The organism is Streptomyces sp. NPDC001816 (assembly GCF_042892235.1).
Lineage (GTDB): Bacteria > Actinomycetota > Actinomycetes > Streptomycetales > Streptomycetaceae > Streptomyces.
The window spans coordinates 169,043-193,044 of the sequence record NZ_JBIATY010000004.1 but is presented as its reverse complement, the minus strand read 5'-3'; the positions used below and the strand labels follow the sequence as shown (position 1 = coordinate 193,044).

Annotated in this window: 21 protein-coding genes; 11 read left to right on the top strand and 10 right to left on the bottom strand. The window is 71.1% G+C overall.

The window, feature by feature from the left end:
• Positions 1–335: 335 nt before the first annotated feature.
• The 3 genes from ACFYZZ_RS16395 to ACFYZZ_RS16385 all read left to right on the top strand — a co-directional run bounded on the left by ACFYZZ_RS16395 (position 336) and on the right by ACFYZZ_RS16385 (position 2,805).
• Positions 336–1,430, top strand: a complete 1,095-nt coding sequence (locus ACFYZZ_RS16395; protein ID WP_389176055.1) for an NADase-type glycan-binding domain-containing protein — start codon at positions 336–338, stop codon at positions 1,428–1,430.
• A 96-nt stretch (positions 1,431–1,526) separates the two neighbouring features.
• Positions 1,527–2,417 (top strand): NAD(P)-dependent oxidoreductase, encoded by an 891-nt coding sequence (locus tag ACFYZZ_RS16390; protein ID WP_389176053.1) that lies wholly within the window; start codon positions 1,527–1,529, stop codon positions 2,415–2,417.
• A 112-nt stretch (positions 2,418–2,529) separates the two neighbouring features.
• Positions 2,530–2,805 carry a DUF1876 domain-containing protein gene (locus tag ACFYZZ_RS16385; protein ID WP_389176052.1) on the top strand — a complete coding sequence of 92 codons (276 nt, stop codon included), beginning with the start codon at positions 2,530–2,532 and terminating at the stop codon, positions 2,803–2,805.
• Between the two features lie 72 nt (positions 2,806–2,877).
• Here ACFYZZ_RS16385 and ACFYZZ_RS16380 read toward each other — a convergent pair whose 3' ends face one another.
• The 6 genes from ACFYZZ_RS16380 to ACFYZZ_RS16355 all read right to left on the bottom strand — a co-directional run bounded on the left by ACFYZZ_RS16380 (position 2,878) and on the right by ACFYZZ_RS16355 (position 7,702).
• Positions 2,878–4,038, bottom strand: coding sequence for a serine hydrolase domain-containing protein (locus ACFYZZ_RS16380; RefSeq protein WP_389176051.1), 1,161 nt, complete (start codon positions 4,036–4,038; stop codon positions 2,878–2,880).
• Between the two features lie 75 nt (positions 4,039–4,113).
• A complete protein-coding gene (locus ACFYZZ_RS16375; RefSeq protein WP_389176868.1) occupies positions 4,114–4,518 on the bottom strand; it encodes an organic hydroperoxide resistance protein in 405 nt (134 codons plus the stop codon).
• A 167-nt stretch (positions 4,519–4,685) separates the two neighbouring features.
• Complete coding sequence (locus tag ACFYZZ_RS16370; protein ID WP_389176050.1) at positions 4,686–5,150, bottom strand: MarR family winged helix-turn-helix transcriptional regulator; 465 nt, start codon at positions 5,148–5,150, stop codon at positions 4,686–4,688.
• Positions 5,147–5,908 carry an energy-coupling factor ABC transporter ATP-binding protein gene (locus ACFYZZ_RS16365; RefSeq protein WP_389176048.1) on the bottom strand — a complete coding sequence of 254 codons (762 nt, stop codon included), beginning with the start codon at positions 5,906–5,908 and terminating at the stop codon, positions 5,147–5,149. The genes ACFYZZ_RS16370 and ACFYZZ_RS16365 overlap by 4 nt, the downstream gene beginning before the upstream one ends.
• Positions 5,896–6,657 carry a cobalt ECF transporter T component CbiQ gene (cbiQ, locus tag ACFYZZ_RS16360; protein WP_389176046.1) on the bottom strand — a complete coding sequence of 254 codons (762 nt, stop codon included), beginning with the start codon at positions 6,655–6,657 and terminating at the stop codon, positions 5,896–5,898. Before cbiQ ends, ACFYZZ_RS16365 begins: the two co-directional genes overlap by 13 nt.
• Position 6,658: 1 nt before the next feature.
• Complete coding sequence (locus ACFYZZ_RS16355; protein ID WP_389176044.1) at positions 6,659–7,702, bottom strand: energy-coupling factor ABC transporter permease; 1,044 nt, start codon at positions 7,700–7,702, stop codon at positions 6,659–6,661.
• A 149-nt stretch (positions 7,703–7,851) separates the two neighbouring features.
• On the opposite strand from ACFYZZ_RS16355, the gene ACFYZZ_RS16350 reads away from it, so the two are divergent.
• Positions 7,852–8,193, top strand: coding sequence for an SsgA family sporulation/cell division regulator (locus ACFYZZ_RS16350; protein ID WP_389176042.1), 342 nt, complete (start codon positions 7,852–7,854; stop codon positions 8,191–8,193).
• Positions 8,194–8,280: 87 nt separating this feature from the next.
• Here ACFYZZ_RS16350 and ACFYZZ_RS16345 read toward each other — a convergent pair whose 3' ends face one another.
• Positions 8,281–9,948, bottom strand: a complete 1,668-nt coding sequence (locus ACFYZZ_RS16345) for a penicillin-binding transpeptidase domain-containing protein (protein ID WP_389176041.1) — start codon at positions 9,946–9,948, stop codon at positions 8,281–8,283.
• Positions 9,949–10,044: 96 nt separating this feature from the next.
• Complete coding sequence (locus ACFYZZ_RS16340; RefSeq protein ID WP_389176039.1) at positions 10,045–11,709, bottom strand: penicillin-binding transpeptidase domain-containing protein; 1,665 nt, start codon at positions 11,707–11,709, stop codon at positions 10,045–10,047.
• A gap of 235 nt (positions 11,710–11,944) precedes the next feature.
• Between ACFYZZ_RS16340 and ACFYZZ_RS16335 the strand changes: the two genes are divergently transcribed.
• The gene (locus tag ACFYZZ_RS16335) at positions 11,945–14,746 is read left to right on the top strand and encodes a SpoIIE family protein phosphatase (RefSeq protein ID WP_389176037.1); all 2,802 of its coding nucleotides are present in this window, start codon (positions 11,945–11,947) and stop codon (positions 14,744–14,746) included.
• A gap of 207 nt (positions 14,747–14,953) precedes the next feature.
• Here ACFYZZ_RS16335 and ACFYZZ_RS16330 read toward each other — a convergent pair whose 3' ends face one another.
• Positions 14,954–15,685 (bottom strand): hypothetical protein, encoded by a 732-nt coding sequence (locus tag ACFYZZ_RS16330; RefSeq protein ID WP_389176035.1) that lies wholly within the window; start codon positions 15,683–15,685, stop codon positions 14,954–14,956.
• A 592-nt stretch (positions 15,686–16,277) separates the two neighbouring features.
• Between ACFYZZ_RS16330 and ACFYZZ_RS16325 the strand changes: the two genes are divergently transcribed.
• Together ACFYZZ_RS16325 and ACFYZZ_RS16320 are read left to right on the top strand one after the other, a co-directional pair.
• Entirely contained in the window at positions 16,278–16,706 is a 429-nt protein-coding gene (locus ACFYZZ_RS16325; protein WP_389176033.1) for a hypothetical protein, read from the top strand.
• 169 nt (positions 16,707–16,875) lie between these two features.
• Entirely contained in the window at positions 16,876–17,973 is a 1,098-nt protein-coding gene (locus ACFYZZ_RS16320; RefSeq protein WP_389176031.1) for a PP2C family protein-serine/threonine phosphatase, read from the top strand.
• A 108-nt stretch (positions 17,974–18,081) separates the two neighbouring features.
• Here ACFYZZ_RS16320 and ACFYZZ_RS16315 read toward each other — a convergent pair whose 3' ends face one another.
• Positions 18,082–19,830, bottom strand: a complete 1,749-nt coding sequence (locus ACFYZZ_RS16315; RefSeq protein ID WP_389176029.1) for a dolichyl-phosphate-mannose--protein mannosyltransferase — start codon at positions 19,828–19,830, stop codon at positions 18,082–18,084.
• Positions 19,831–19,935: 105 nt separating this feature from the next.
• Between ACFYZZ_RS16315 and rsmI the strand changes: the two genes are divergently transcribed.
• From rsmI to ACFYZZ_RS16295, 4 genes are all read left to right on the top strand, one after another.
• Complete coding sequence (rsmI, locus tag ACFYZZ_RS16310) at positions 19,936–20,784, top strand: 16S rRNA (cytidine(1402)-2'-O)-methyltransferase (protein WP_389176027.1); 849 nt, start codon at positions 19,936–19,938, stop codon at positions 20,782–20,784.
• 364 nt (positions 20,785–21,148) lie between these two features.
• Positions 21,149–21,562: a hypothetical protein gene (locus tag ACFYZZ_RS16305; protein ID WP_389176025.1), complete on the top strand. Its 414-nt coding sequence runs from the start codon at positions 21,149–21,151 to the stop codon at positions 21,560–21,562.
• Positions 21,563–21,610: 48 nt separating this feature from the next.
• A complete protein-coding gene (locus ACFYZZ_RS16300; protein ID WP_389176023.1) occupies positions 21,611–22,489 on the top strand; it encodes a TatD family hydrolase in 879 nt (292 codons plus the stop codon).
• 126 nt (positions 22,490–22,615) lie between these two features.
• A complete protein-coding gene (locus ACFYZZ_RS16295; protein WP_389176021.1) occupies positions 22,616–23,980 on the top strand; it encodes a ubiquitin-like domain-containing protein in 1,365 nt (454 codons plus the stop codon).
• Positions 23,981–24,002 lie beyond the last annotated feature (22 nt).

Below are 24,002 nucleotides of genomic sequence, written 5' to 3'. Positions count from 1 at the left end.
GCACACCCTCGCCGGCAGCCCCGGATCCGTCCGCGCCGAACACATCTCCGGCGCCGGGGCTGTCGGTCTCGGGTACAGGTGCAGCGCCGGAGCGGCCGGCCTCGGGTACAGGTGGGGCGCCGAGGCCGTCGGCTTCGGGTACGCCTGCGGCGCCGGGGCCGTCGGCTTCGGGTACACCTGCGCCGCCGGAGCCGTCGACCCCGTCCTCGGAGCCTCCGTCCGAGTCCGCCTCCGCCTCCGCGTCCGCGCCCGCCTCCACGCCCACCCCGGCGCCCGCCGCGCGCACCCGCACCTCATCGTTGCGCGACCGGCTGACCGGCCGCGGCCGCGGTGAGGTGAGGGGGACGAGCACCCCGGACACCGAGGGCTCCGGCGCCGCCCCCGGCCGCACCGAGACCACCCTTCCACCCCAGTCCGCCGCGAACGAACCGCCCGCAACCCGTGGCCCCGCCGCTGCCACGACGAACGAACCGCCGGCCGCCGACGGCGAGGACGCCCCACAGGGGCCACCCGCACCCGACGACGAAATCCGCACGGGTGGTGCGGGTGGGAACAACCCGGCCGAAGGCGAAGCCGAGGCCGCCATACCCCCCACTCCACCTGCTCCCACCATCCCGGCCCGCGCGCCGCAGGCACCCGCATCGGCGCCGGACCCCATCGGCCCCGTACGCCCCGCAAAGCCCGTGGCTCCCCGCCCCGTCGTACGACCAGTCGCCGCGCCGGACGAAGGAACGGGACGCCCCTGCCCCGCCTGCGGCACCCTCAACCAGCCGGAACGCCGTTTCTGCCGACGCTGCGCCGCCGAGCTGACGCCCGCCGCGAAGCCCGCCCCGCTTCCGTGGTGGCGAACGGTGTGGCCGTTCCGCCGCCGGACCCGCGCGGGCTCGGGCCGCGCGTTCCGGTTCTTCGTGATCCTGGCCGTGGTGCTGGCGCTGTGCGCGGGCGCCTTCCTGCTGCTGCCGGCCGGACGCGCCCTGTTCGAGGACACCCGGGACAAACTGGGCAAGGCCAGGTCCGTGACCCCGGCCGAGGTCAAGGCGAGCGCAGAGGTGCAGGGGCATCCGGCGACGGACACCACGGACGGGCTGAGCAACCGCTACTGGGGCGCGCCCGGGCCGGGCGCCTCGGTGACCTACACCTTCCGCAAGCCGTTCCGGCTGGTCGACGTGATCATCACCAACGGCGCGTCCTCGTCCCCGGAGGAGTACGCCCGCCAGGCACGCGCACTCCAGCTGGACATGGAGGTGACGACACAGGACGGCGAGAAGCACCACAAGGAGGTCACCCTCAGCGACAAACCGGGGCCCCAGACGATCCCCACCGGGATCAGCGACGCGAAGACGGTACGCCTGGTGCTCCGCTCGCCCGTCGGTCTGACCCGGGGCCGCCACCTGGCCCTGGCGGAGGTGGAGTTCTTCCAGCGGAGCTGACCCGCGCCGCCGCCGGAAAGGAGCGGTCCTGAGGGTCGTCCGTACGAAGATGATCGCGGACGACGAGGACAGGAACCGTACGACAGGGAGCCGTCAATGACCGACAAGCCGACCGTCAGTGTCCTGGGCACCGGCATCATGGGCGCCGCCATGGCCCGCAACCTCGCCCGCGCCGGATTCGAGGTCCGGGCGTGGAACCGCACCCGCGAGAAGGCCGAGCCGCTGGCCGCGAACGGGATCCGGGCCACGGAAACGCCCGCCGAGGCCGTCGAGGGCGCCGGCGTCGTGCTGACCATGCTGTACGACGGCAACGCCGTCCTGGAGGTCATGCGCGAGGCCGCCCCGGCGCTGCGTCCGGGCACGGTGTGGGCGCAGTGCACCACCGCCGGGGTCGAACTGCTCGCCGACCTGGCCGCCTTCGCGGACGAGCACGGGCTGGTGTTCTACGACGCCCCCGTCCTCGGTACCCGCCAGCCCGCCGAGGCCGGTCAGCTGACCGTGCTGGCCGCCGGGCCCGAGGAGGGCCGGAAGACGGTCACGCCCGTGTTCGACGCGGTCGGCGCCAGGACCGTGTGGACCGGTGCGGACGGGGCGGCGGGCAGCGCCAGCCGGCTGAAGCTGGTCGCCAACAGCTGGGTCCTCACGGCCACCGCGGCGGCGGGTGAGGTGCTGGCCCTCTGCCAGGCCCTCGGCGTCGACCCGCAGGACTTCTTCGAACTGATCCGGGGCGGGCCGCTCGACATGGGGTACCTGCGGGCCAAGGCCACTTTGGTGCTCGACGGGAAGCTGTCCCCGGCGTCGTTCGCCGTGGCCACCGCGGCGAAGGACGCCCGGCTCATCGTGCAGGCGGGCGAGCGGGGCGGGGTCCGGCTCGACGTCGCCGCCGCGACGGCCGAACGGCTCGCCCGGGCCGCCGCGCAGGGGCACGGCGACGAGGACATGGCCGCCGCCTACTTCGCCAGCTTCGACGAGAAGCCGGGCGACTGAGCCGGCCGGCTGAGCCGGCCCAAAGGCCGCGACGGGACCGACCGAGCCTCCGCGTGACGTTCCGCGCGCGCGGGAGCACCCTGGTATCAGTGGTTCTCCGGAGGTGGTCGAGATGATGCACACCGCTGTGGGTTGGCACGTGGAGCTGGAATTCCAGGAAGACGACACGCACACGCGCGCCGTCGCCCTGGTGCGCTTGCCCGACGGCAGCGAGGTCCGGGCCCATGGGAGCGCGAGCCGACACCGCGTCGACTCGAACCAGCCACGGGTCGGCGAGGAGATAGCGGGCGCCCGCGCGCTCAACGAACTGGCCATGCAGTTGCTGACCAAGGCCCATGGGGAGATCGACGCGGCGTCCGGCCGGACGTCGCACCCGATCAACGTGTGACGCCCAAGGGGCGCGTGCGGCGCCGCACGCGCCCTGAGCAAGCGCCCTACGCGAGCGCCCTACGCGAGCGCCCTACGCGAGCGCCGTACGCACCGCCCGCACCAGCGCCTGCGCCCTCGGGTCCGCCGTCACGCTCTTCCTGAATCCGTTGGTGACATAGCCGAACGCGACGCCCGTCTCCGGGTCGGCGAACGCCAGGGCGCCGCCGCGGCCCGGGTGGCCGAAGGAACCGGGGGAGAGCAGCGGGGACGCGCTGCCGTGCAGCATGTAGCCGAGGCCGAACCGTGTGCCCACGACGAGGATCCGGTCCGGTCCGGCGGACTGCTCGGCGCGGGCCAGTTCCATGGTCCGGGGGGTGAACAGACGCGTGCCGCCGTCCACTTCACCGATGAGCGAGCCGTAGAAGCGCGCCAGGCCGTCGGCGGTGGCGATGCCGTTGGAGGCGGGCAGGGCGGCCGCGCGGTAGGCGGGCGCGTTCTCGTCCGGGAGCGGGGTGATCGCGGCGAAGGCGCGCCGGGTGAGGGAGTCCGGGTCGGCGTAGGCCTCGGACACGGACCGCTTCGGGCGGGTCTTCAGCGCGCCCGACGTTCGGGGTGCCTCCACGGGTCCGACGCGGCCCACGCGCGCCTGCTCCGCCACGGGCAGGCCGAGCCACAGGTCGGCGCCGGCCGGCGCGGCCATCTCGTCCGCCACCCACGCGCCCACCGGCCGCCCGGTGATCCGCCGGACCAGCTCGCCGGTGAGCCAGCTGTAGGTCTGCGCGTGGTAGCCGTGGTCCGTGCCCGGCTCCCACACCGGCGCCTGCGCGGCGACGGCCGCCGCCCCGAGGTCGGGATCGGCCGCCTCCTCGGGAGTCAGCGGGCGGTCCAGTACGGGCACGCCGGCGCGGTGCGCGAGCAGGTGCCGGACGAGCGTGCGCTCCTTGCCGGCCGCCTTGTACTCGGGCCAGTACGTGCCGACCGGGGCGTCCAGGTCCAGTTCGCCGCGCTGGTGCAGCAGCAGGAGCGCGGCCGCGGCGACGCCCTTGGTCGCGGAGCGCACGACCTGTGCGGTGCCGTGCTCCCAGGGGGCCGTACCGTCCACGTCCCTGGTGCCGCCCCAGAGGTCGACGACCTTGTGGCCGTCCCGGTACACGGCGACGGCCGCGCCGCGCTCCCCGAGCAGCGCGAAGTTCGCCGCGAACGCCTCCCTGACCGGCTCGAAGCCCTCGGCCACCACGCCGTTCACGTCCACGCCCGCTCATCCCTCTCGGCTCACCTTTGACAGTGCATGCAACACCCACTGTCAGCCTGGGATTCCTTTGCTGCGCTAGCCGAGGAGGATCGTTACGTCGATGTTGCCTCGGGTCGCGTTCGAGTACGGGCACACCTCGTGCGCAGCGTCCACCAGCTTCTCCGCGATCTCCCGGTCCAGGACCGGCAGGGAGACGCTGAGGGCGACCGCGAGGCCGTAGCCGCGGTGCTTGTTCGGGCCGATGCCGACCTTCGCGGCCACCGTGGAGCCGGTCAGGTCGTAGCCCGCGCGGTTGCCGACCAGGATCAGCGCGTTGTGGAAGCAGGAGCTGTAGCCGGCCGCGAACAGCTGCTCGGGGTTGGTGCCGTTGCCGTCTCCGCCCAGCTGCGGGGGCATCGCGACCTTCAGCTCGATCTGGCCGTCCTGACTGGTGACATAGCCGTCCCGGCCACCGTGGGCGGTTGCCTCGGCGACGTACATGATCTTCGTCGGACGGGTCTCGACAGCCGCGTCAGCGGTGTCAGCGGTGTCAGCGGTCAAGGTTGGCCTCCCCCGGGACAAGTGGCGCACAAGTACATCGCGCACAAGGTACCGGCCGGTAGGTCGGTCTGTGCCGCCAGGGGGTGGCAACCGCGGGTAACGCGAGATCAGCGTCGGTCGGCGGCCGCGTCGGCGCGCTCGGTGAGCTTCCACAGCTCCTCGCGCAACCGCGTGATCTCCTGCGTTTCCAGCCCCGTGGTCGTGAGCAGTGCGCCGGGCACGCGAGCCGCGCGCTCCTTGAGCTGCTCCCCGCGCCCGGTGCACGCGACGAGCACCGAGCGCTCGTCGTCCGCCGCGCGCTCCCTGCGCACCAGGCCCGCCCCCTCCAGCCGCTTCAGCAGCGGCGACACGGTGCCGTAGTCCAGGCGCAGGGCGCCCGCCAGCTCCTTCACGCTGGTCTCACCGCGCTCCCACAGGACCAGCAGCACGAGGTACTGCGGGTAGGTGAGCCCCAGGTCGTCCAGGAGCGGGCGGTACGCGGCGGTCACGGCGCGCTGTGCCGCGTACAGCGCGAAGCACAGCTGGTCGTCCAGCAGCAGCGAGCCCTCGGCGGCGGGGTCCTGGTTCGTCACGCGCCCATTGTCACGGACTTCGGGTCGAAGCCGAACGGCAGCTCCAGCCGGTGCGCCCGCATCAGGGCGTCGTCGGAGAGCAGCTCGCCGGTCGGGCCGTCCGCCGCGATCACGCCGTCGCTCAGGATCAGCGAGCGCGGGCACAGCTCCAGGGCGTACGGCAGGTCGTGCGTGACCATGAGGACCGTCACGTCCAGGGAGCGCAGGATGTCGGCGAGTTCGCGCCGGGAGGCCGGGTCGAGGTTGGAGGACGGCTCGTCCAGGACCAGGATCTCCGGCTCCATCGCGAGCACGGTCGCGACGGCGACCCGGCGGCGCTGACCGAAGGACAGGTGGTGCGGCGGCCGGTCGGCGAAGTCCTGCATGCCGACCCGCGCCAGGGCCGTGCGCACCCGCTCCTCCAGCACCGCTCCCTTGATCCCGGCGGCGGCCGGCCCGAACGCCACGTCCTCCCGCACGGTCGGCATGAACAGCTGGTCGTCGGGGTCCTGGAAGACGATGCCGACCTTCTGCCGGATCGCCGCCATGTGCTGCCTGCCGACCGGCAGCCCGGCCACGGTCACCGTGCCGGTGCCGCCGCCCAGGATGCCGTTCAGGTGCAGGACGAGGGTGGTCTTGCCGGCGCCGTTCGGGCCGAGCAGCGCGACCCGTTCGCCGCGCCCGATCGAGAAGTCCACGCCGAACAGAGCCTGATGGCCGTCGGGATAGGCGAACGCGAGGCCGGAGACCTCCAGGGAAGCAGTACTCACAGGACCCATCCCAGCAGACAGACGACGAGGGCGGCGCAGGGGAGTGCGAGGGCGTACGACCACTGCGCCCTGGACGCGGTCACCTCGTCGATGACCGGCATCGAGCCGGCGTACCCCCGGCTCACCATGGCCAGGTGCACGCGCTCCCCGCGCTCGTAGGAGCGGATGAACAGCGCGCCGGCGGACTTGGCGAGCACGCCCCAGTGCCGTACGCCGCGCGCCTCGAAGCCGCGCGACTCGCGGGCGATCCGCATCCGGCGCATCTCGTCGGTGATGACGTCGCCGTAGCGGATCATGAACGAGGCGATCTGCACGAGCAGCGGCGGCAGCTTCAACCGCTGCAGCCCGAGCAGCAGTTCACGCAGCTCGGTGGTGGCGGCCAGCAGCACGGAGGCGGCGACGCCGAGCGTGCCCTTGGCGAGCACGTTCCAGGCGCCCCACAGCCCGTTCACGCTGAGCGAGAGGCCCAGCACGTGCACCCGCTCGCCCTCCGCCACGAACGGCATGAGGACCGCGAACGCCACGAACGGCACCTCGATCAGCAGCCGTCCGAGCAGGAAACCGGCGGGCACGCGCGCGCGGTACGCGACGTACCCGAGCAGGACGGCGTACGCCGCGAACGCCCACATCGCCTCGCGCGGGGTGGACACCACGACCACGACGAAGGCGAACGCGGCCGCCAGCTTGGTGTGCGGAGGCAGGGCGTGCACGGGGGAGTGCCCGTGCCGGTAGAGCCGGTGCGCGTGTCCCGCTCCCATGTCACACGCCCGTGTTCACGGGCGAGACGTCCGCGCCGCGGCGCCTGCGCACGGCCCAGAACACCGCGCTGCCCGCGACGACCGTGACGCCGACGCCGATCACGCCCGCGACGCCGCCGGACAGCCGGGCGTTCGAGACGTTCTTGACGCCGTAGCCGGCGAGCGGGGAGTCGGCCGCCGCGTGCTGCTCGGTCCTCTTGTCGATGCCCTGGTCGCGCGCGACCTTCTCCAGGCCGTCGGGGTCGGCGGAGGCGTAGAAGCTCACGAAGCCGGCGAGCACCAGCGACGCGACCAGTCCGGAGATCCACAGGGTGCGCCGGGAGGTGCGCGCCGCGACGGGTGCCGTGGGCGCCGGAGCGTCCACCAGGGTGCCGTTCACGCGCAGCTTGAGCCGCTGCTGCAGGCCGCGCGCGCCGTGCACCAGATCCGGGCGGACGGCGATGACGGCGCTCACCGTGAGCGCGGTGATCACGGCCTCGCCGATGCCGATCAGCACATGGACGCCGATCATCGCGGTCGCCACCTTGCCGATGGCGACGTCCGTGGTGCCGCCGACCGCGTACATGAGCGTGAAGGCGACGGCCGCGGCCGGCACGGAGACCAGCGCGGCCACGAAGGAGGCGATGGTGACCGAGCGCCGCTTGCGCGGCAGTACGGCGAGCAGCGCACGGAAGACGGCGTACGACACCACGGTCGTGACGATCGCCATGTCGGTGATGTTCACGCCGAGCGCGGTCAGCCCGCCGTCGGCGAACAGCACGCCCTGCATGAGCAGCACGACCGACACACACAGCACGCCCGTGTACGGGCCGACCAGGATCGCGGCGAGCGCACCGCCCAGCAAGTGGCCGCTGGTGCCTGCCGCCACCGGGAAGTTCAGCATCTGTACGGCGAAGATGAACGCCGCCACCAGGCCGGCCAGCGGGGCCGTCCGCTCGTCGAGCTCGCGGCGGGCGCCACGCAGGCTCACCGCGAGGGCGCCGGCGGCGACCACTCCGGTGACCGCGGAGGCGGGGGCGTCGATGAATCCGTCAGGTACGTGCACCGTACGATCTTAGAGGCTTGTTGCGAACCTATTGCAAGAGAGACGTAGTCTCGCTTTCTCGCCGGGCGCGAACGGGAAAATGTGGCACATTGGATGGAAAGCGGATGCACGACTTCCGTGTAGGTCACAGAACGTGAGAGGGCGGTCCGATGTCTGTAGTCGAACAGTACGCGCGCGCCCACATCGTCACGGACGAGGAGGATCCGGGGGCCGTACCCGTAACGCTGCGGTACGACCCCGACACCGATCCGCGATCGGTCCGGGTCGGCCTGCCCGGACCGCACCACGAGTGGACCTTCTCGCGTGCGCTGCTCGAACGGGGACTGCGGTCGCCGGTCGAGAGCGGCGACGTACGCGTGTGGCCCTGTGGGCGTGTCCAGGCCGTCGTGGAGTTCCACACCGCGCATGGCGTGGAGGTGGTGCAGTTCGAGTCGAAGACGCTGCTCCGGTTCCTGCGCCGGACGTACACCGCCGAGCCCGTCGGCCGCTGACGCCTCCCGGACCGCTCAGCCGTCCAGCCCTGGAACCGTCCTCCAGCTCAGGCCGCTCACCTCAGCCGCCCCGCACAGCCGCCCTGCTCAGCCGCCCATCTTCAGCAGCGCCGCGACGATCGGACCGGCCGTGTCGCCGCCGTGGCCGCCCGCCTGGACCACGCCCGCCGCGGCGAGGTCGCCCCGGTACGCGGTGAGCCAGCCGTTCGGCTTCTTCTGGCCGTCGACCTCGGCGGAGCCCGTCTTCGCGCCGTAGTTCGGGCCGAGGCCCGACATCGCCTTGGCCGCCGTGCCGTACGCCGCCGTGTACTGCATGACGTCCTTCAGCTGGGCCTGCGTCTTCGACGACATGGTGCGCGCGGCCTTCGCCAGCGTGCGGTGGTCCACCGTGGGGGCCACCAGGTACGGCTGGCGGAAGACGCCCGACTCCACCGTCGCCGACACCGACGCCATGTTCAGCGGGTTCATGCGCACTCCGCCCTGCCCGATCAGCGAGGCGCCCATCTGCGCGCCGCTCTGCACCGGGACGGCGCCGTCGAACGACGGGACGCCGATGGCCCAGTTGTTCAGGCCGAGGCCGTAGACCTCCTGCGCCTCCTTCGTCAGGTCGCTGTTGGACAGCTTCGGCGCGAAATTGATGAAGGCGTTGTTGCAGGAGGCCCCGAAGCTCAGCTTGAACGTGCCCTTCTTGATCTCGGAGTCGGCGTCGTTGTGGAACGTCCAGCCGGCGAGCTTGTACTTCTTGGGGCAGGGGTGCGATGCCTCGGGGGTCACGAGCCCCTTCTCGAACAGCATCGTCGCCGTCACGATCTTCATCGTGGAGCCGGGCGCCAGGGAGCCCTGGAAGGCGGTGTTGAAGCCGTGCCCGCTGTTGGCGACCGCGAGGATCTCACCGGTCGACGGCCGCAGGACCACCACCGAGGCCTTCGGCCACTTGCCGACCTGCTTCTCGGCGGCCGCCTGAAGCTTCGGGCTCAGCGTCGTCTTCACCGTGCCCGGCGTTCCCTTGCTCAGCTCCACGAGCGTCTTGTCGGACAGCTTGGCCGCCTCCGACGCCTTGCCGCGCACCACGCGCAGCTCCACGCCCGCCTTGCCGCCCGCCTTCTTGCCGTACTTCTCCCGCAGCCCGTCCAGGACCGTGCCCAGCGACGGGTACTCGGCGGTCGTCAGCTCCCCGCCGTCGCGGTCCAGCGCCTTGACCGGCGGGGTGCCGGACTCGCCGGTGACGAGCGTGTCGCCGTCCTTCAGGTCCGGGTGGACCACCGAGGCGTGCCAGTCGACCAGCGGCTTCCCGTCGCTCGACCGCCGCACCACGGTGAGCGAACTGCCGTACGCGAGCGGCTTGCTGAGGCTCTGGTACGACACCGTCGCCTTGACGGAGAACGGCACCTTGGCGCCGGTGGCGGTGCCGGCGGTGAGCGTGACGTCCTTCAGGTGGGCGTCCTTGGTGTAGCCGGTGAGCAGTGCGGTGGCGGCGGACGGGTCGTCGGTGGCGGCCGCCGCCTCGGCGGTCCGGCCCTGCCGCCAGGCGGTGAGGAAGCGGGTGGAGGCCGTGCGGACCTCGGCGGCGGTGAGCGGGCCGGTCTTCACGGCCTTGTGGTCGGACGTGGCGGACGTCCGCTCGTCGGCCGACGCACCGCCGCCGTACAGCGCGTAGACGCCGAACCCGGCGCCGACGACGACCACGGCGATCATCCCGCCGAGCACGGCGGGGTTGGTCTTCCGTCGCTCGGCGACGCGCCTTCTCTTGCCCACTTCCTCAGTTCCTCCGCGCTTTCCCCAGGGTCCCCGCAGCCCTCACACTCCCCAACGACGGCAACCACGGTAAGGTCCCCGCCTTTGCGGGTGATGTCAGCCCGCATTCCGTAGCACACTTGCGACAATCGGCCCGGCCGCGTCGATGCCGTGTCCGCCGTCCTGGACCATGGCCGCGGCGGCGACGTCGTTCCGGTACCCGGTGAACCAACTGTCCGACTTCGCCTGCCCGTCGGCCTCCGCCGAGCCGGTCTTCGCGCCGATGCTCCCGCCGAGCCCGGACATGACCCCGGCCGCGGTGCCGCTCGTCGCTGTGCGATTCATCATGGCGCGCAGCTGCTGGACGGTGCTCTGGGACAGTCCTCGCGCGCGTGCCGGTTCGCGGTGGTCCAGGCCCAGCGGCACGATCACCGGCTGCCGGAAGGCGCCGGTCATCGCGGTCGCCGTCACGGAGGCCATGTTCAGCGGGCTCATCTGGACCTGGCCCTGGCCGATCAGGGCGGCCGCGGTGTCGGAGCCACCGGCGGCGGGGACCCGGCCGTCGAAGGACGGGACACCGATCCGCCAGTTGTTCTGCCCCAGCCCGAACCGCTCCTGGGCCTCCTTGGTGAGAGTGTCCACCTCGACCTCGTCCGCGAACTTCACGAACGCCGTGTTGCAGGAGCGCGCGAAGCTGTCGGAGAGCGTGGCGTGCTCGTCCGGGGTGAGGCCCTTGAGGTTCTGGAAGGTCTGGCTCTCGGAGACGGCGGAGGGCGGGCAGGGCGCGGGGCCGTTCGCGGTGGTCAGGCCGTTGTCGATGAGGGCCGCCGCGCTGATGATCTTCATGGTGGAGCCGGGTGGGCGCTCACCCAGGAGGGCCGCGTCGAATCCGTCGTCGCGGTGGTTGGCGACGGCCAGGATCTCGCCCGTGCTGGGCTTCACGGCCACGAGGGACGAATCGGCGTACTTCTCCACAGCGCCCTCGGCCGCCGCCTGCGCACTCGCGCTGAGCGTCGTGTGCAGCTTGCCGGGCCGCCCCTTGGCGAGGGTCACGAGGGTGGTGTCGGCCCCGGTTTCCCCTGTTCCTCCTGTTCCTTCCTCTCCTCCTGCTTCTGCGCCCGCGTGGCGAATCACCAGCTCCACGCCGGCCCGGCCGCCCGCCTTCTCGCCGTACCGTTTGCGCAGCTCGTCCAGGATCGGGCCGAGGGACGGGTACTTCTCCGGCGTGAGCACCTTCCCGTCCCGGTCGACGGCCTCGATCGGCGGGGTCGCGGACTCGCCCGTCATCAGCGTGTCCCCCTTCTGCAGCCGCGGATGCACGACGGAGGGCTGCCAGTCGACCAGAGGCCGGTACGAGGTCTTCCCGCGCACGACGTCCAAGCGGCTCTCGTAGCTGAGCGGCCGGGTCTTCCCTTCGTAGGACACCGTTGCCTTGACCGTGAACGGCACGGTCGTGCCGGTGGCCGCACCGGGCGTGATGTGCACGTCGGTGATGTGCGCGTCGCCCCCGTACGCCGTCAGCAACTCCCGCGCCGCCTCGGGAAAGTCGGTGTAGGCCGCCGCGGTCGAGGCGTCCCCCTTCTCCCAGGCGGCGAAGAACTTCGCGGCCGTCTCCTTGACCTCTGTGCTGCTCGGCGGACCGCTCTTCACGACGGCCGGGCCGCCCCCCGTCCCCCCGTCGCCGTTCAGCGCGGACACGAAGTTGTACGCGCCGTACCCGGCCCCGCCCAGCATGACCGCACACACGCCGCCTATGACGGCACCCTTGACTCCCCTGCGCATCGCGCGAATCCTCCCCGTTTTCCCCGTTGAACGCGTTCAAAAACACGTCGCAGAGGAACTGTAAGCGGTTGCGGGGCGGCTGTGGCCAGAGTTGCCGATTGTTGTCCGAACAGAGACGTTGGCGGAGGGGCGAGGGCACCCCGTCGCGCCGAAAGCCCTGGGGTGAGGGACGCGGCAGCCCGTGCGACGGAGGTGAACGGCGTCGGCTTCCGCGCAGCGGTGTTATCAAGGGTGTATGGAAGTATTTTCCGGGCGCCCCAGGGGTCCGGAACGTCATCCGCCCGTCGGGGGCTCGCGCGCACGTCGCGCCTCGCTGCTGGACCTGCGCAGTGCGGCCGGTCAGGTGTTCCTTCTCCAAGTGCTGATCGTGGTCCTGCTCGTCGTGGCCGCGGTGGGGGCCATGGTGCTCCAGGAGGCAAGTGACGCCTTGCAGCAGGGGCGTAGGGAGTCGATCGTCGCGGCGCAGTCGTTCGCGAGTGCTCCTGGCGTGGCTGCGGCGCTGCAGAGCCCGGATCCGACGGCGGTGCTCCAGCCTCGGGCCGAGGAGGCGCGGAAGCGCGCGGGCGTGGACTTCGTCATCGCCATGAACACGGAGGGGATTCGTTATACGTATCCCTACCCGCGGGAGATCGGGAAGAAGTTCGTCGGCATCATCGAACCGGCGCTGAAAGGCCGCACCGTCGTCGAGCAGGCCGGCGGGCCGCCGCTGCCCGCAGGCAAGGGGACGGACGTGCAGGCGGTGGTTCCGGTGACCGACTCGCACGGCAAGGTGGTCGGCTTGGTCTCCGCCGGAATCACGGTCAGGAACGTGGCGGGGCTGTGGCTGCCGGAGCTGCCGATCATTCTGGGCAGCGGCGTGGCCGCGCTGGCGCTGGCCGTGACGGGAACGACGTTGGTGTCCCGGCGACTGCGGCGGCAGACGTACGGCATGGCCCCGGTGGAGCTGGCGGAGCTGTACAGGCACCACGACGCGGTCCTGCACGCGGTGCGAGAAGGAGTGTTGATCACCGACGCCGACGGACGACTGCTGCTGGCCAACGACGAGGCGACACGGCTGCTCGGACTGTCGGCGGACGTGCGGGGGCGTCCGGTGCGGGAGCTGGGACTGCCGGAGCCGATCACGCGACTGCTGTCGTCGCCGGAGGCGGTGACAGATGAGGTCCGTCTCGCGGGGGACCGGTTGCTGGTGGTGAACAAGCGGCCGACATACCCGCAGGCCGACCCGGAGGGCAGTGTGGTGACCCTGCGGGACACCACGGAGCTGGCGACGGTCTCGGGGCGGGCCGAGGTCGCGCGGGAGCGGCTGAAGCTGCTGTACGAGGCCGGGGTGGGGATCGGGACCACGCTGGATGTGGAGCGTACGGCCCAGGAGCTGGCCGACGTGGCGGTGCCGCAGTTCGCCGACCTCGTGACGGTGGACCTGCTCGAAGCGGTGCTGCGGGGGTGGGAGCCCACGGCGGAGGGCTGGCGGCATCTGCGCCGGGCGGCGATCGGCGGCGACCGGCGGATGATTCCGGTGTATCCGCGGGGCCAGATGATCTCGTTCTCGCGCCGAACGCCGCAGATGCGGGCACTGCAGGAGCGACGGGTGACGCTCGAGGCGGACCTGCGGCAGGCACAGGGCTGGCGGGAACAAGATCCGGAGCGCGCCATGCGGGCCCTGGAGCGCGGGTTGCGCTCACTGGTGGCCGTGCCACTGCAGGCGCGGAACGTGACGCTGGGCGTGGTGAACTTCTACCGGACAGTGGATTCCGCGGCGTTCGAGCCGGATGACCTCACCTTCGCGGAGGAACTGGCCGCGCGGGCGGCGGTGGCCATCGACAACGCCCGGAGGTTCACCCGGGAGCACGCGATGGCGGTGACGTTGCAGCGCAGCCTGCTGCCGCGGCGGCAACCGGAGCAGGACGCACTGGAGGTGGCCTGGCGGTACCTGCCCGCGGAGGCCGGGGTGGGCGGGGACTGGTTCGACGTCATCCCGCTTCCGGGTGCTCGCGTGGCTCTGGTGATGGGTGATGTCGTCGGTCACGGGCTGCACGCGGCGGCGACGATGGGTCGGCTGCGCACCGCGGTGCACAACTTCTCCACCCTGGACCTGCCCGTGGACGAGGTGCTCGCGAACCTGGACGACCTGGTCGTCCGCATGGACAACGAGGAGAACACGGGCGATGTCGGGGAAGGCCACGAGGGGGAGGGCGTGACCGGAGCGACCTGCCTCTACGCGGTCTACGACCCGGTGACGGAGGTCTGCACGGTGGCCCGTGCGGGGCATCCGGAGCCGGTGCTGGTGCGCCCGGACGGGACGGTCACCTGTCCTGACGTGCCGGCCTCGGCGCCGCTCGGCCTGGGCGGCCACCCCTTCGAGACCGTGGAACTGTCCCTGCCGGAGGGTTCGCAACTGGTGCTGTACACCGACGGCCTCGTGGAGGACCGCACCCACGACATCGACGTCGGGATGGAGCGACTGCGCCGGGCGTTGGGCGGGTCCGGGGGCCGCACGCCGGAGGAGACGTGTCAGGCGGTGATCGACTCGTTGAAGCCGTCACACTCCTCCGACGACATCGCGCTGCTGACGGCACGTACCCGGAGGTTCCCGCGCTCGGACGTGGCCATGTGGGACGTGCCGGCGGACCCGGCGGTGGTTCCCTCGGTGCGGGCGCGCTGCCGGGAGACGTTGCTGGAGTGGGGGCTGGAGGAGACCGCGTTCGCCACGGAGCTGATCGTCAGCGAGTTGGTGACGAACGCGATCCGGTACGGCTCGCCGCCGGTCTGCGTACGGCTGCTCCACGGACGCTGTCTGATCTGTGAGGTGTCGGACGGAAGCGGCACCTCGCCGCGCATGCGGCGGGCGGCGACCACCGACGAAGGCGGGCGGGGGCTGTTCCTGGTGGCGCAGTTCGCCCAGCGATGGGGGACGCGGTACACCACCCGCGGCAAGGTCATCTGGACGGAGCAGTTCCTTCACGACGGAGCGTCCGCCGCCGCGGGCCTCGCGCCGGTCGATTTCCTTCTCGACCGGTTCGATGATCCCGGTCTGTGAGCCGGCGCGACTTCCTTGCCGCCGCCGGCGGTGGGGCCCGCAGGTCCGTCAGCCGCTCCAGGGCCTCGCCGACGTTGAGCTCGGCGAGGTGGGCGGCATGCGCGGATGAGGTCATGGTCTCAATCCCGGCACGGCTCAGTAGTGCGGCTGTTGATCTCGACCGTGTGCGTCTTGAACCGGCGTCCCGCGTACTGCGTGAGGCGGTTGTCAGCCGCACGAAATCGCCTTTGTCACTGCCGGGTCTCGTGTCAACTCTCCCCGCGCGTAATGTGGATTGGCCACATCAGGCCACTCGAAGAGGTGACCGGTTGCGCCTTGCTTAAGCTGTCCGGCGGAAACGCGATGCCATTCCTTACCGTCCCAGTCGGAGAATATGGCGCGAGGAAAGGTGAAAGTCGCCCGGAGTGGAACACGTCCGGAAAACGAAACGTAGAGGTGCTTCCGGTCATAATAATGCCCGGAATATCTGATCATCTCGGGCTTGAAAACATACTCAGAACATGGGGACAGCCAGGGCAGTACGACTTGGACTGAGATATTGAATGGCTGCCCCGGGCTCGTCATTTCCGTGAAAATTTCGAACATGAGGATCACGCGAGTGACAGGGTCTGGTGATCGGTTCTCCAGGTAAAGCCAGTTCGAGCCGTTCGGCGCCTTGGCTATCCAGAAGGTAACGCGGGATGCTTGGTCGCGCGATGCCCGCGCGGCGTCGCTTTTAGCCTGTGAGAGTTGGCTCGCTGAGACGCGCGCCTGATAATAGGTGGTGATACCAGTGAAGAGCAGCGTCCCAATTGCTGCGACAGCTCCCAGTACCGCGCCCCACGTCTTCCAATGGATGCGCCGCCACCACGGTCGTGATTGCTGCTGCTTCTGAGTCCTCTTCTGTGCGGCCCTCACCGCTGCTGCATTTGCGGCGCGTCGGCTTTTCCCGCTACCCATAGGCCGTTCCTCCCTCGGATCGGCTCTGGGTCTCCCGTCGGCGTTGCACGGCGCCCGAAATAGGGGTCCGGGTCACTGGCGCCCTGCAGCCCTCGCTATTCCACGAGTACTCCTTTCGGCGGGTGATCGCATGTTGCGCCCGAGTCGAACCGTGCTTCCCGTCGGGCTCGATGTCCCTGCCGTGGGCCGTCTGTGGGCCAACCTGCCGATCCCGTGGACGGCTTGTGACATCAGTGCAGGTCAGGGGATAGGTCCAGTGCGATGCAGCAGCGCTCTTGAAAACCGCCGTAGCGCAAGGCGGTGAGGAGCGGCATCCGTGGAGGGCAACGGGACCGTAGGCGTACGTCAGTACGCCGCAATCATGCGGTCAGCCCGTCAGGTTCGGGGGCGGTGTCGGATCCAGCCGACCTTCAGGCGTGGGGTGCCTCTCCCGCTTTCCCCCGCCAGTAGGCGAGGTTGTGGCGGGTGGTCAGGGTGTGGGGGGTGGTCCTCGCCCTGCACCCGCAGCCGGTCGGCCAGCAGCTGCTCGTATGCGGCTGCGGCGCCGGCTGCGTCTCCCGTCTCCCCCTGCCATCGGGCGAGGTTGTTGCGGGTGGTCAGGGTCCAGCTCACCGGCTCGCCAGGCCGTGCGGGCATAGTCGGCGGCCAGCTGGGTCTTGCCCACCCCGCCCATCCCGGCCAGCACCTGGCCGCGGAACGTGTCCCGACCCACCAGGACCGCGGCCTGCCCACCCGTGAGTGCCTCGCGCAGGCGAATCACTTCGGCCCGGGTCTGGAAACAGCCCGCCTGCGGCGGGATCACCCCCACCTGATGCGGCCACGCGACCGCAGACCGCCGGGCCCCGTAGTAGTGGTGATGGTGATCGCCCTTGCCCGTGACCGGGCCGCTGAACAAACCACCACGGAAATCGACGTGGTCCCCGCCCCTCAGCGCCGTACCGCGCCTCCCCGCCCGCAGATTCCCCCAGGCATCCCCCAGCAGCAGCACGCAGAGGCAAACCTGCAGGTCACGGACAGCTGACTCAGCCCGCTGTAAATGGGCTGGGCCAGTCCTCGTACTGCCCAGGGCGGCTGACTGGGTGGAGCCGTGGGTTACAGCGAGGCACCCTTGGTGCATGGGGTCGCTCTTGCGCTCACCCTCGCTGCCAGGAGCAGGCGGTCATAACCGGGTCCGGGTCCTCTTCACACTGATGCAGTATGTGCCCTATCTGATTGCGCTGGCCGTCCTGGTCATCGAGCTCACGCCTGCGCACTTCATCTATACCGGCCCCTTTCTGACCGCAGTGCCGGCGCTGGCGGCAGTGACGTTGGGGCCCAAGGGCACCACCGCGGCGGCGGTCCTGGCGCTGGCGATCAGCGTGACCACTGCGACCTATAACGGGGCATGGGGCACCCTGCAGGTCTACAGCAACTTCCTGGCTCTGATCTTGGTCTCCGTGGCTGGCTTCATTACGAGCCGCGCTATGCAGGAGCGCAGGCAGGAAGAGCTTGACCAGGTCCGCCGCATCGCCGTGGCGGCCCAGGAGGTCGTGCTGCGGCCCGTGCCCGCGCGCCTGGGCCCGCTGCGGGTCGGCAGCCTTTGCCTTGCCGCCGGGACCGGGGCACGGGTGGGCGGTGATCTGTATGAGGCCGTACAGACGCGGTACGGCGTCCGGATGATCGTCGGGGATGTCCGGGGCAAGGGGCTGTCCGCGGTGCGAGCCGTCGCGGTGGCGCTGGGCGCGTTCCGGGAAGCCGTGCACTACGAGGAGGACCTGGCGGAGGTCATGAACCGCTGCGCGGCTGCGCTGCGACGGGAGGTCGCCGTGCCGGGTGCGTATGGTCAGGAGGTTCTGCTGGAAGGGTTCACCACGGCGCTCATCGCGCAGGTGCCGGACGAACCCGTGGTGCAGCTGGTAAGCCGTGGACATCCGCCACCGCTGCTGCTGCACCAGGGCAGGGCCATGCCGCTGATGCCGAGCTTGCCGTCGCCACCCCTTGGCCTCGAAGACCTCATCGTCGGCCCCCCTGAGAAGCCTGAAAGCTATGCGTTCATCCCTGGTGACCGTTTGCTGCTGTACACCGACGGTGTGATCGAGGCACGCAACCGCGACAGCGAATTCTTCGTTCTGCCGGAGGCCATGGAGGGTCTGGGCGCCGGCCCCACCCCGCCGGACTTCCTGGAGCAACTGCACCAGGCGTTGATCCGCCACACCGACGGTGACTTGGCAGACGATGTGGCGATGATTCTGGCTGACCGGCTCGACGACCTACCAGAGTCACCTTCCGGTGGGGCAGACGTGCGGTGACCGTCGTCGTCGGCTGCGAAACCGCAGCTCGAGGCACGTCCCCGGCACGGCTGTAATCGACCACGAGGGCACGGCCGCCGGCCGTGCCCTCGTGCAAGGTCTGCACAGCTAAACCCAGGTATCCAGCCACATCCGCGACCGCCAACTGTCGATCGGGATCGCCGTGCCCGTGTACAGCGGCCAGAAATAAATGAAGTTCCAGGCGATCAGGAGCACAAGGACTCCCGCCGCCGATGCGCCGATCACGCGGCGGGTCTCCGTGGAGCCCGGTGGGCCGATGATCGCGCCGATCATCATGGCCACCGCGAGGCAGAGGAACGGCAGGAAGACGACCGCGTAGAAAAGGAAGATCGTTCGCTCCTGGTAGTGGAACCAGGGCAGGTAGCCGGCCACGATTCCCAGGGCGATGGCGCCGGCCCGCCAGTCGCGGCGCAGCAGCCACCGCCACAGGACGTACAGCAGCGCGAAGCAGGCCGCCCACCACAGCAGCGGTGTGCCGATGGCCAGTACCTCCCGGGCGCACTTCTGGCCGGCGTCGGCCGGGCAGCCGTCGGCGCCGGGGGAGGGGGACTCGTAGAAGTACGACACCGGGCGGCCCAGCACCATCCAGCTCCACGGGTTGGACTGGTAGGTGTGCGGGGACGACAGGCCGATGTGGAACTTGTAGACCTCGTGCTCGTAGTGCCACAGGCTGCGCAGCCAGTCCGGCAGGAAGGTCCAGTTGCCGCCCCTGCCGTCGGTCGCCGCCCAGTTGCGGAAGTAGCCGCCGGTGCCGTCGGACGGGGAGAGGATCCAGCCGGTCCAGGAGACCAGGTAGACGGTGAGCGCCACCGGGAACGTCGCGAGGAACGTGATGCCGGTGTCGTACTTGAGCGCCGCGATGAGCGGGCGCTGGGCGCCGGCCACCTTGCGGGCGCCCGAGTCCCACAGCACCGCCATCACGAAGAACGCGGCCAGGATGTACAGGCCGTTCCACTTCGTGCCGATGGCCAGGCCCAGCATCAGCCCGGCGCCCCAGCGCCAGGGCCGCCAGCCGAAGCGGAAGGTGTCGCCGACGTGGTCGTCGGGGCGTACCCGGCCGTCGGGCCCGGCGGGGAGGGCGGCGGCCAGTTTCTCCCGCGATCTGTCCCGGTCGACGATCAGGCAGCCGAACGCGGCCACGACGAAGAACATCAGCACGCCGTCGAGCAGCGAGGTCCGGCTCATCACGAAGTGCAGGCCGTCCACCGCCATCAGCGCGCCCGCCAGACAGCCGAGGAACGTCGAGCGGAACATCCGGCGGCCGATCCGGCACAGAAGGAGGACCGAGAGGGTGCCCAGGAGCGCCGTCATGAAGCGCCAGCCGAACGGGTTGAACCCGAACATCAGCTCGCCCAGGCCGATGACGTACTTGCCCACCGGCGGGTGCACGACGTACGCCGCGTCCGTGGGGATCGCGAGGTGGCCGTGGGTCTGCAACACCAGGTCGTTGGCGTTCTTGTCCCAGTTGACCTCGTACCCGCGGTGGACGAGTGCCCAGGCGTCCTTGGCGTAGTACGTCTCGTCGAATATCACCGCGCGCGGGCTGCCCAGGTTCCAGAACCGCATCACGCCCGCCATCAGCGTCACCAGCAGCGGACCGATCCAGCCCGACCAGCGGGTGATCCGCTCCGCCAGGACCGGCGGGACGCCCAGCGCCTGCCACAGGCGCGGACTCGGCTCGACGTACGGCGGCACCAGCTGGTCGCGTACGTCGCCCGAGGGAGCGTCCTTGGCGGGCGTGTAGCCGAATCGGCGCAGCCGCCGCTGCCACGACGGCCGCTGGTCGTGCGCTGCCTGGCCCTGCCGGAGGTCCGTGGAGGACGCGGTACTGGTCACCGCGCCATCGTAGGGAACCGTTCTGTGTGAGTCCCGTGCATGTGAGGTACCGGTCGGGATGCGGTCGCTTTCCCCCCTCCTCTCCGGCCCTGGGAGGATGGGGGCGTGACTGGAACCCTTGTCCTGGCAGGAACCCCCATCGGCGAGATCGCGGACGCGCCGCCCCGGCTGGCCGAGGAGCTGGCGGGCGCCGACGTCGTCGCCGCCGAGGACACGCGTCGGCTGCGCCGGCTCACCCAGGCGCTGGGCGTGACCCCCAAGGGCCGCGTGGTGTCGTACTTCGAGGGCAACGAGGCCGCCCGCACCCCCGAGCTGGTCGAGGAGCTGCTCGGCGGAGCGCGTGTGCTGCTCGTCACGGACGCGGGGATGCCGTCGGTCTCCGACCCGGGGTACCGGCTGGTCGCGGCCGCCGTGGAGAAGGACATCCGGGTCACCGCCGTACCCGGGCCGTCCGCCGTGCTCACCGCCCTCGCCCTGTCCGGGCTGCCCGTCGACCGGTTCTGCTTCGAGGGCTTCCTGCCACGCAAGGCGGGGGAGCGGCTGTCCCGGCTGCGCGACGTCGCCGGCGAGCGGCGGACGCTCGTCTACTTCGAGGCCCCGCACCGGCTCGACGACACCCTCGCCGCGATGGCCGAGGTCTTCGGCGCGGAGCGGCGGGCCGCCGTGTGCCGTGAGCTGACCAAGACGTACGAGGAGGTGCGGCGGGGGCCGCTGGACGAGCTGGCGCGGTGGGCCGCCGAGGGGGTTCGCGGGGAGATCACCGTCGTCGTGGAGGGTGCGCCCGAATCCGGCCCCGAGGAACTCGACGCGGCGGAGCTGGTGCGCCGGGTGCGAGTTCGCGAGGAGGCGGGGGAACGGCGCAAGGAGGCGATCGCCGCGGTGGCGGCGGAGGCCGGGCTGCAGAAGAGGGTTGTTTTTGACGCGGTCGTTGCTGCGAAACGCTCCGCTGAGTGAGGCGGCTGTCCGGGGAGCGCCGTGGGGGTTCGGTTTGTGGCGGGCTGACGGTTTGCTGTGGCTGGTCGCGCCCACGCGGCGGAGCCGCATATCGATACAGCCCCGCGCCCCTTTCGGGGCGCTTCCCCCCAGCCTGCTGAATAGGCCCTCTGAGCAGGGGCGTTCTCGGTTGAGCACGCGCCCCATGTGAGGGCAAAAGGCCGGCGCCGAAAGCAAAGACCAGCCCCCTGCCCCGGGCCGATTTGGCAAGCGACGTCCAAATCGCCTCCAACACTCGACAGGCCTGCTGCATTCGCTCCGGTGAAGGCGTCCACTGGTCGAAGGGACGCACCCGTCCCGTGTCCAGCGGACAAGAGGAGCTGGCATGAGCGAGATCGCAGGGCAGACCGGCCTCCGCGGTACGGCCACAGCCGTCGTTCACGAGTCGTACTCGTTCGCCTGCATGCGATGCGGGCACGGCTGGGAGCAGTCGTACGCGATAGAGCACCACACGGACGCCGACGGCCACGAGTTCGTGATGTACGTGACCGGCGGGCAGGTCGTGCCGTCCCCGCTGAGCCGGCCGACGTGCCAGAACTGCGACGGCCACGTCGTCCGGATCATGCGGCCGGGGCAGGTGTCGTCGGTGCGCAGCGCGGCGCAGCACCACCAGGCACCGCGGGCCGAGGCGCCGCAGGCCGAGGCACCGCAGGCGGCGGAGACGGCCGCGCGGACCGAGGAACACCACCACTGGCATCTGTCCGATCTCCTGCACCCGTTCCAGCGCAGGGCGAGCTGAGCACCTCGCCGACGTTCGAACGCATGCTCCTTTCGTAGGATCGGAGGCATGCCTTCGAACGCCGACAAGAACGCGGCACCGCCGCTCCCGGAGCCCCTCCGAGTGCCCGTGGCCGACTCCCACACCCACCTCGACATGCAGTCCGGCACGGTCGAGGAGGGCCTCGCGAAGGCCGCGTCGGTGGGAGTGACGACGGTCGTCCAGGTCGGCTGCGACATCAAGGGCTCGCAGTGGGCCGCCGAGACGGCCGCCGCGCACGAGAACGTCCACGCGACCGTCGCCCTGCACCCCAACGAGGCCCCGCGGATCGTCCACGGAGACCCCGACGGCTGGTCCCGGCAGGGCGCACGGCAGCCGGGCGGTGACGCCGCGCTGGACGACGCCCTCGCCGAGATCGACCGGCTGGCCGGGCTGCCCCAGGTGAGGGGCGTCGGCGAGACGGGGCTGGACTACTTCCGCACCGGGCCCGAGGGCAAGGCCGCCCAGGAGCGGTCCTTCCGCGCCCACATCGAGATCGCCAAGCGGCACGGCAAGGCCCTCGTCATCCACGACCGCGACGCCCACGCCGACGTCCTGCGCGTCCTGAAGGAGGAGGGCGCCCCCGAGCGCACCGTCTTCCACTGCTACTCCGGCGACGCCGAGATGGCCGAGATCTGCGCCCGCGAGGGCTACTTCATGTCCTTCGCGGGCAACGTCACCTTCAAGAACGCCCAGCACCTCCGGGACGCCCTCGCCGTCGCCCCGCTGGAGCTGGTCCTCGTGGAGACCGACGCGCCCTTCCTGACCCCGGCGCCCTACCGCGGACGGCCCAACGCCCCGTATCTGGTGCCGGTCACGGTGCGCGCGATGGCCGCCGTGCGCGGCATCGACGAGGACACCCTGGCGACCGCCCTGGGCGCGAACACCGCACGCGCCTTCGCTTACTGATTCGATCACCGGCCGCAGATTCGGCGCGCAACAGTACGTAGTCGCGTCGCTTTGGACAGTGACATCCGCTCCGCTAGGTTCTGGGGGCCCGATCCGGACCCCTCTGGCCTTCTGGAGCGTGTCGGCGTGAGCAAGTCGCAGTACGAGACGTACGACCCGTACGGCCATGACGCCTCCGTGCACACCGCGGAGACGCTGCCCTACGGGATGTACGAGGACACCTACCGGCCCGCCTACGAGGCCGAGGCGTACTTCGTCACCGAGCCGGTGCTACCGCTGCCGCGGCAGGCGGCGAGCGTGCCCGACGTTCCCGAACCGGTGACCCTGGAGTTCGCCGCGCCCCAGGAGGCGGTCGGGCGGGCGGCGCGCCGGCGCAGGGCGCGCTCCGCCGAGCGCCCGGAGTCCGCGGTGCGCCGTCTGCTGCCGCAGGCGCTGGTCGTCGCCTTCCTCGCCGGCGGCACCACCGCCTTCGTCGCCAAGGACAAGGCGATCGAGCTGAGCGTCGACGGCGAACCGCGCACCCTGCACACCTTCGCCGACGACGTGCCGGAGCTGCTCGCCGAGGAGGGCGTGCGCGTGGGAGCCCACGACATGGTCGCGCCCGCCCCCGGCGCGGCGCTCGCCAGCGGTGACGAGGTCGCGGTGCGCTACGGGCGCCCCGTACGGCTCACCCTGGACGGCGAGCGGCGCGAGGTGTGGACGACGGGGCACACGGTGGACGAGGCGCTCAGGGAGCTGGGGGTGCGCGCAGAGGGCGCGTACCTGTCGGCCTCGCGGTCCCGGAGCATCGGACGTGCCGGGCTCGCGCTGGACGTGCGCACCGAGCGCGCGGTCACGATCATGGCGGACGGCCGCACCCGCACCATCCGCACCAACGCGGCCACCGTCGGCGAGGCCGTCGAGGAGGCCGGCGTCACCCTGCACGGGCAGGACACCACCTCCGTCCCGGCCGACAGCTTCCCGCGCGACGGGCAGACGGTGACCGTGCTGCGGGTGACCGGCGTCAAGGAGGTGCGCGAGGAGCAGATCCCCTTCGCGGTCGAGCGGACCGAGGACCCCTCCCTCTTCAAGGGCACCGAGGTCGTCGAACAGCCCGGACAGCCCGGGCTGCGCCGGGACACCTACCTCCTGCGCACCGTCAACGGCGTCCGGGAGAAGCCGCGCAAGGAGACGTCCGAGGTGGTGCGGGGGCCGCGCAAGCAGCTGGTGAAGGTGGGCACCAAGCCCCGGCCGAAGTCCGTGCAGGGCGCCGACCACCTCAACTGGCGCGCGCTGGCCGAGTGCGAGTCCGGCGGCCGTCCGCACGCGGTGGACCCGTCGGGGAACTACGGCGGGCTCTACCAGTTCGACACCCACACCTGGCACAGCCTCGGCGGCAGCGGGCGTCCGCAGGACGCGACGGCGGAGGAGCAGACGTACCGCGCGAAGAAGCTGTACGTACGCGCCGGCGCCAGCCCTTGGCCGCACTGCGGAGCCCGGCTGCACAGGTAGCCGCAGTCCCACCACCGTCGGC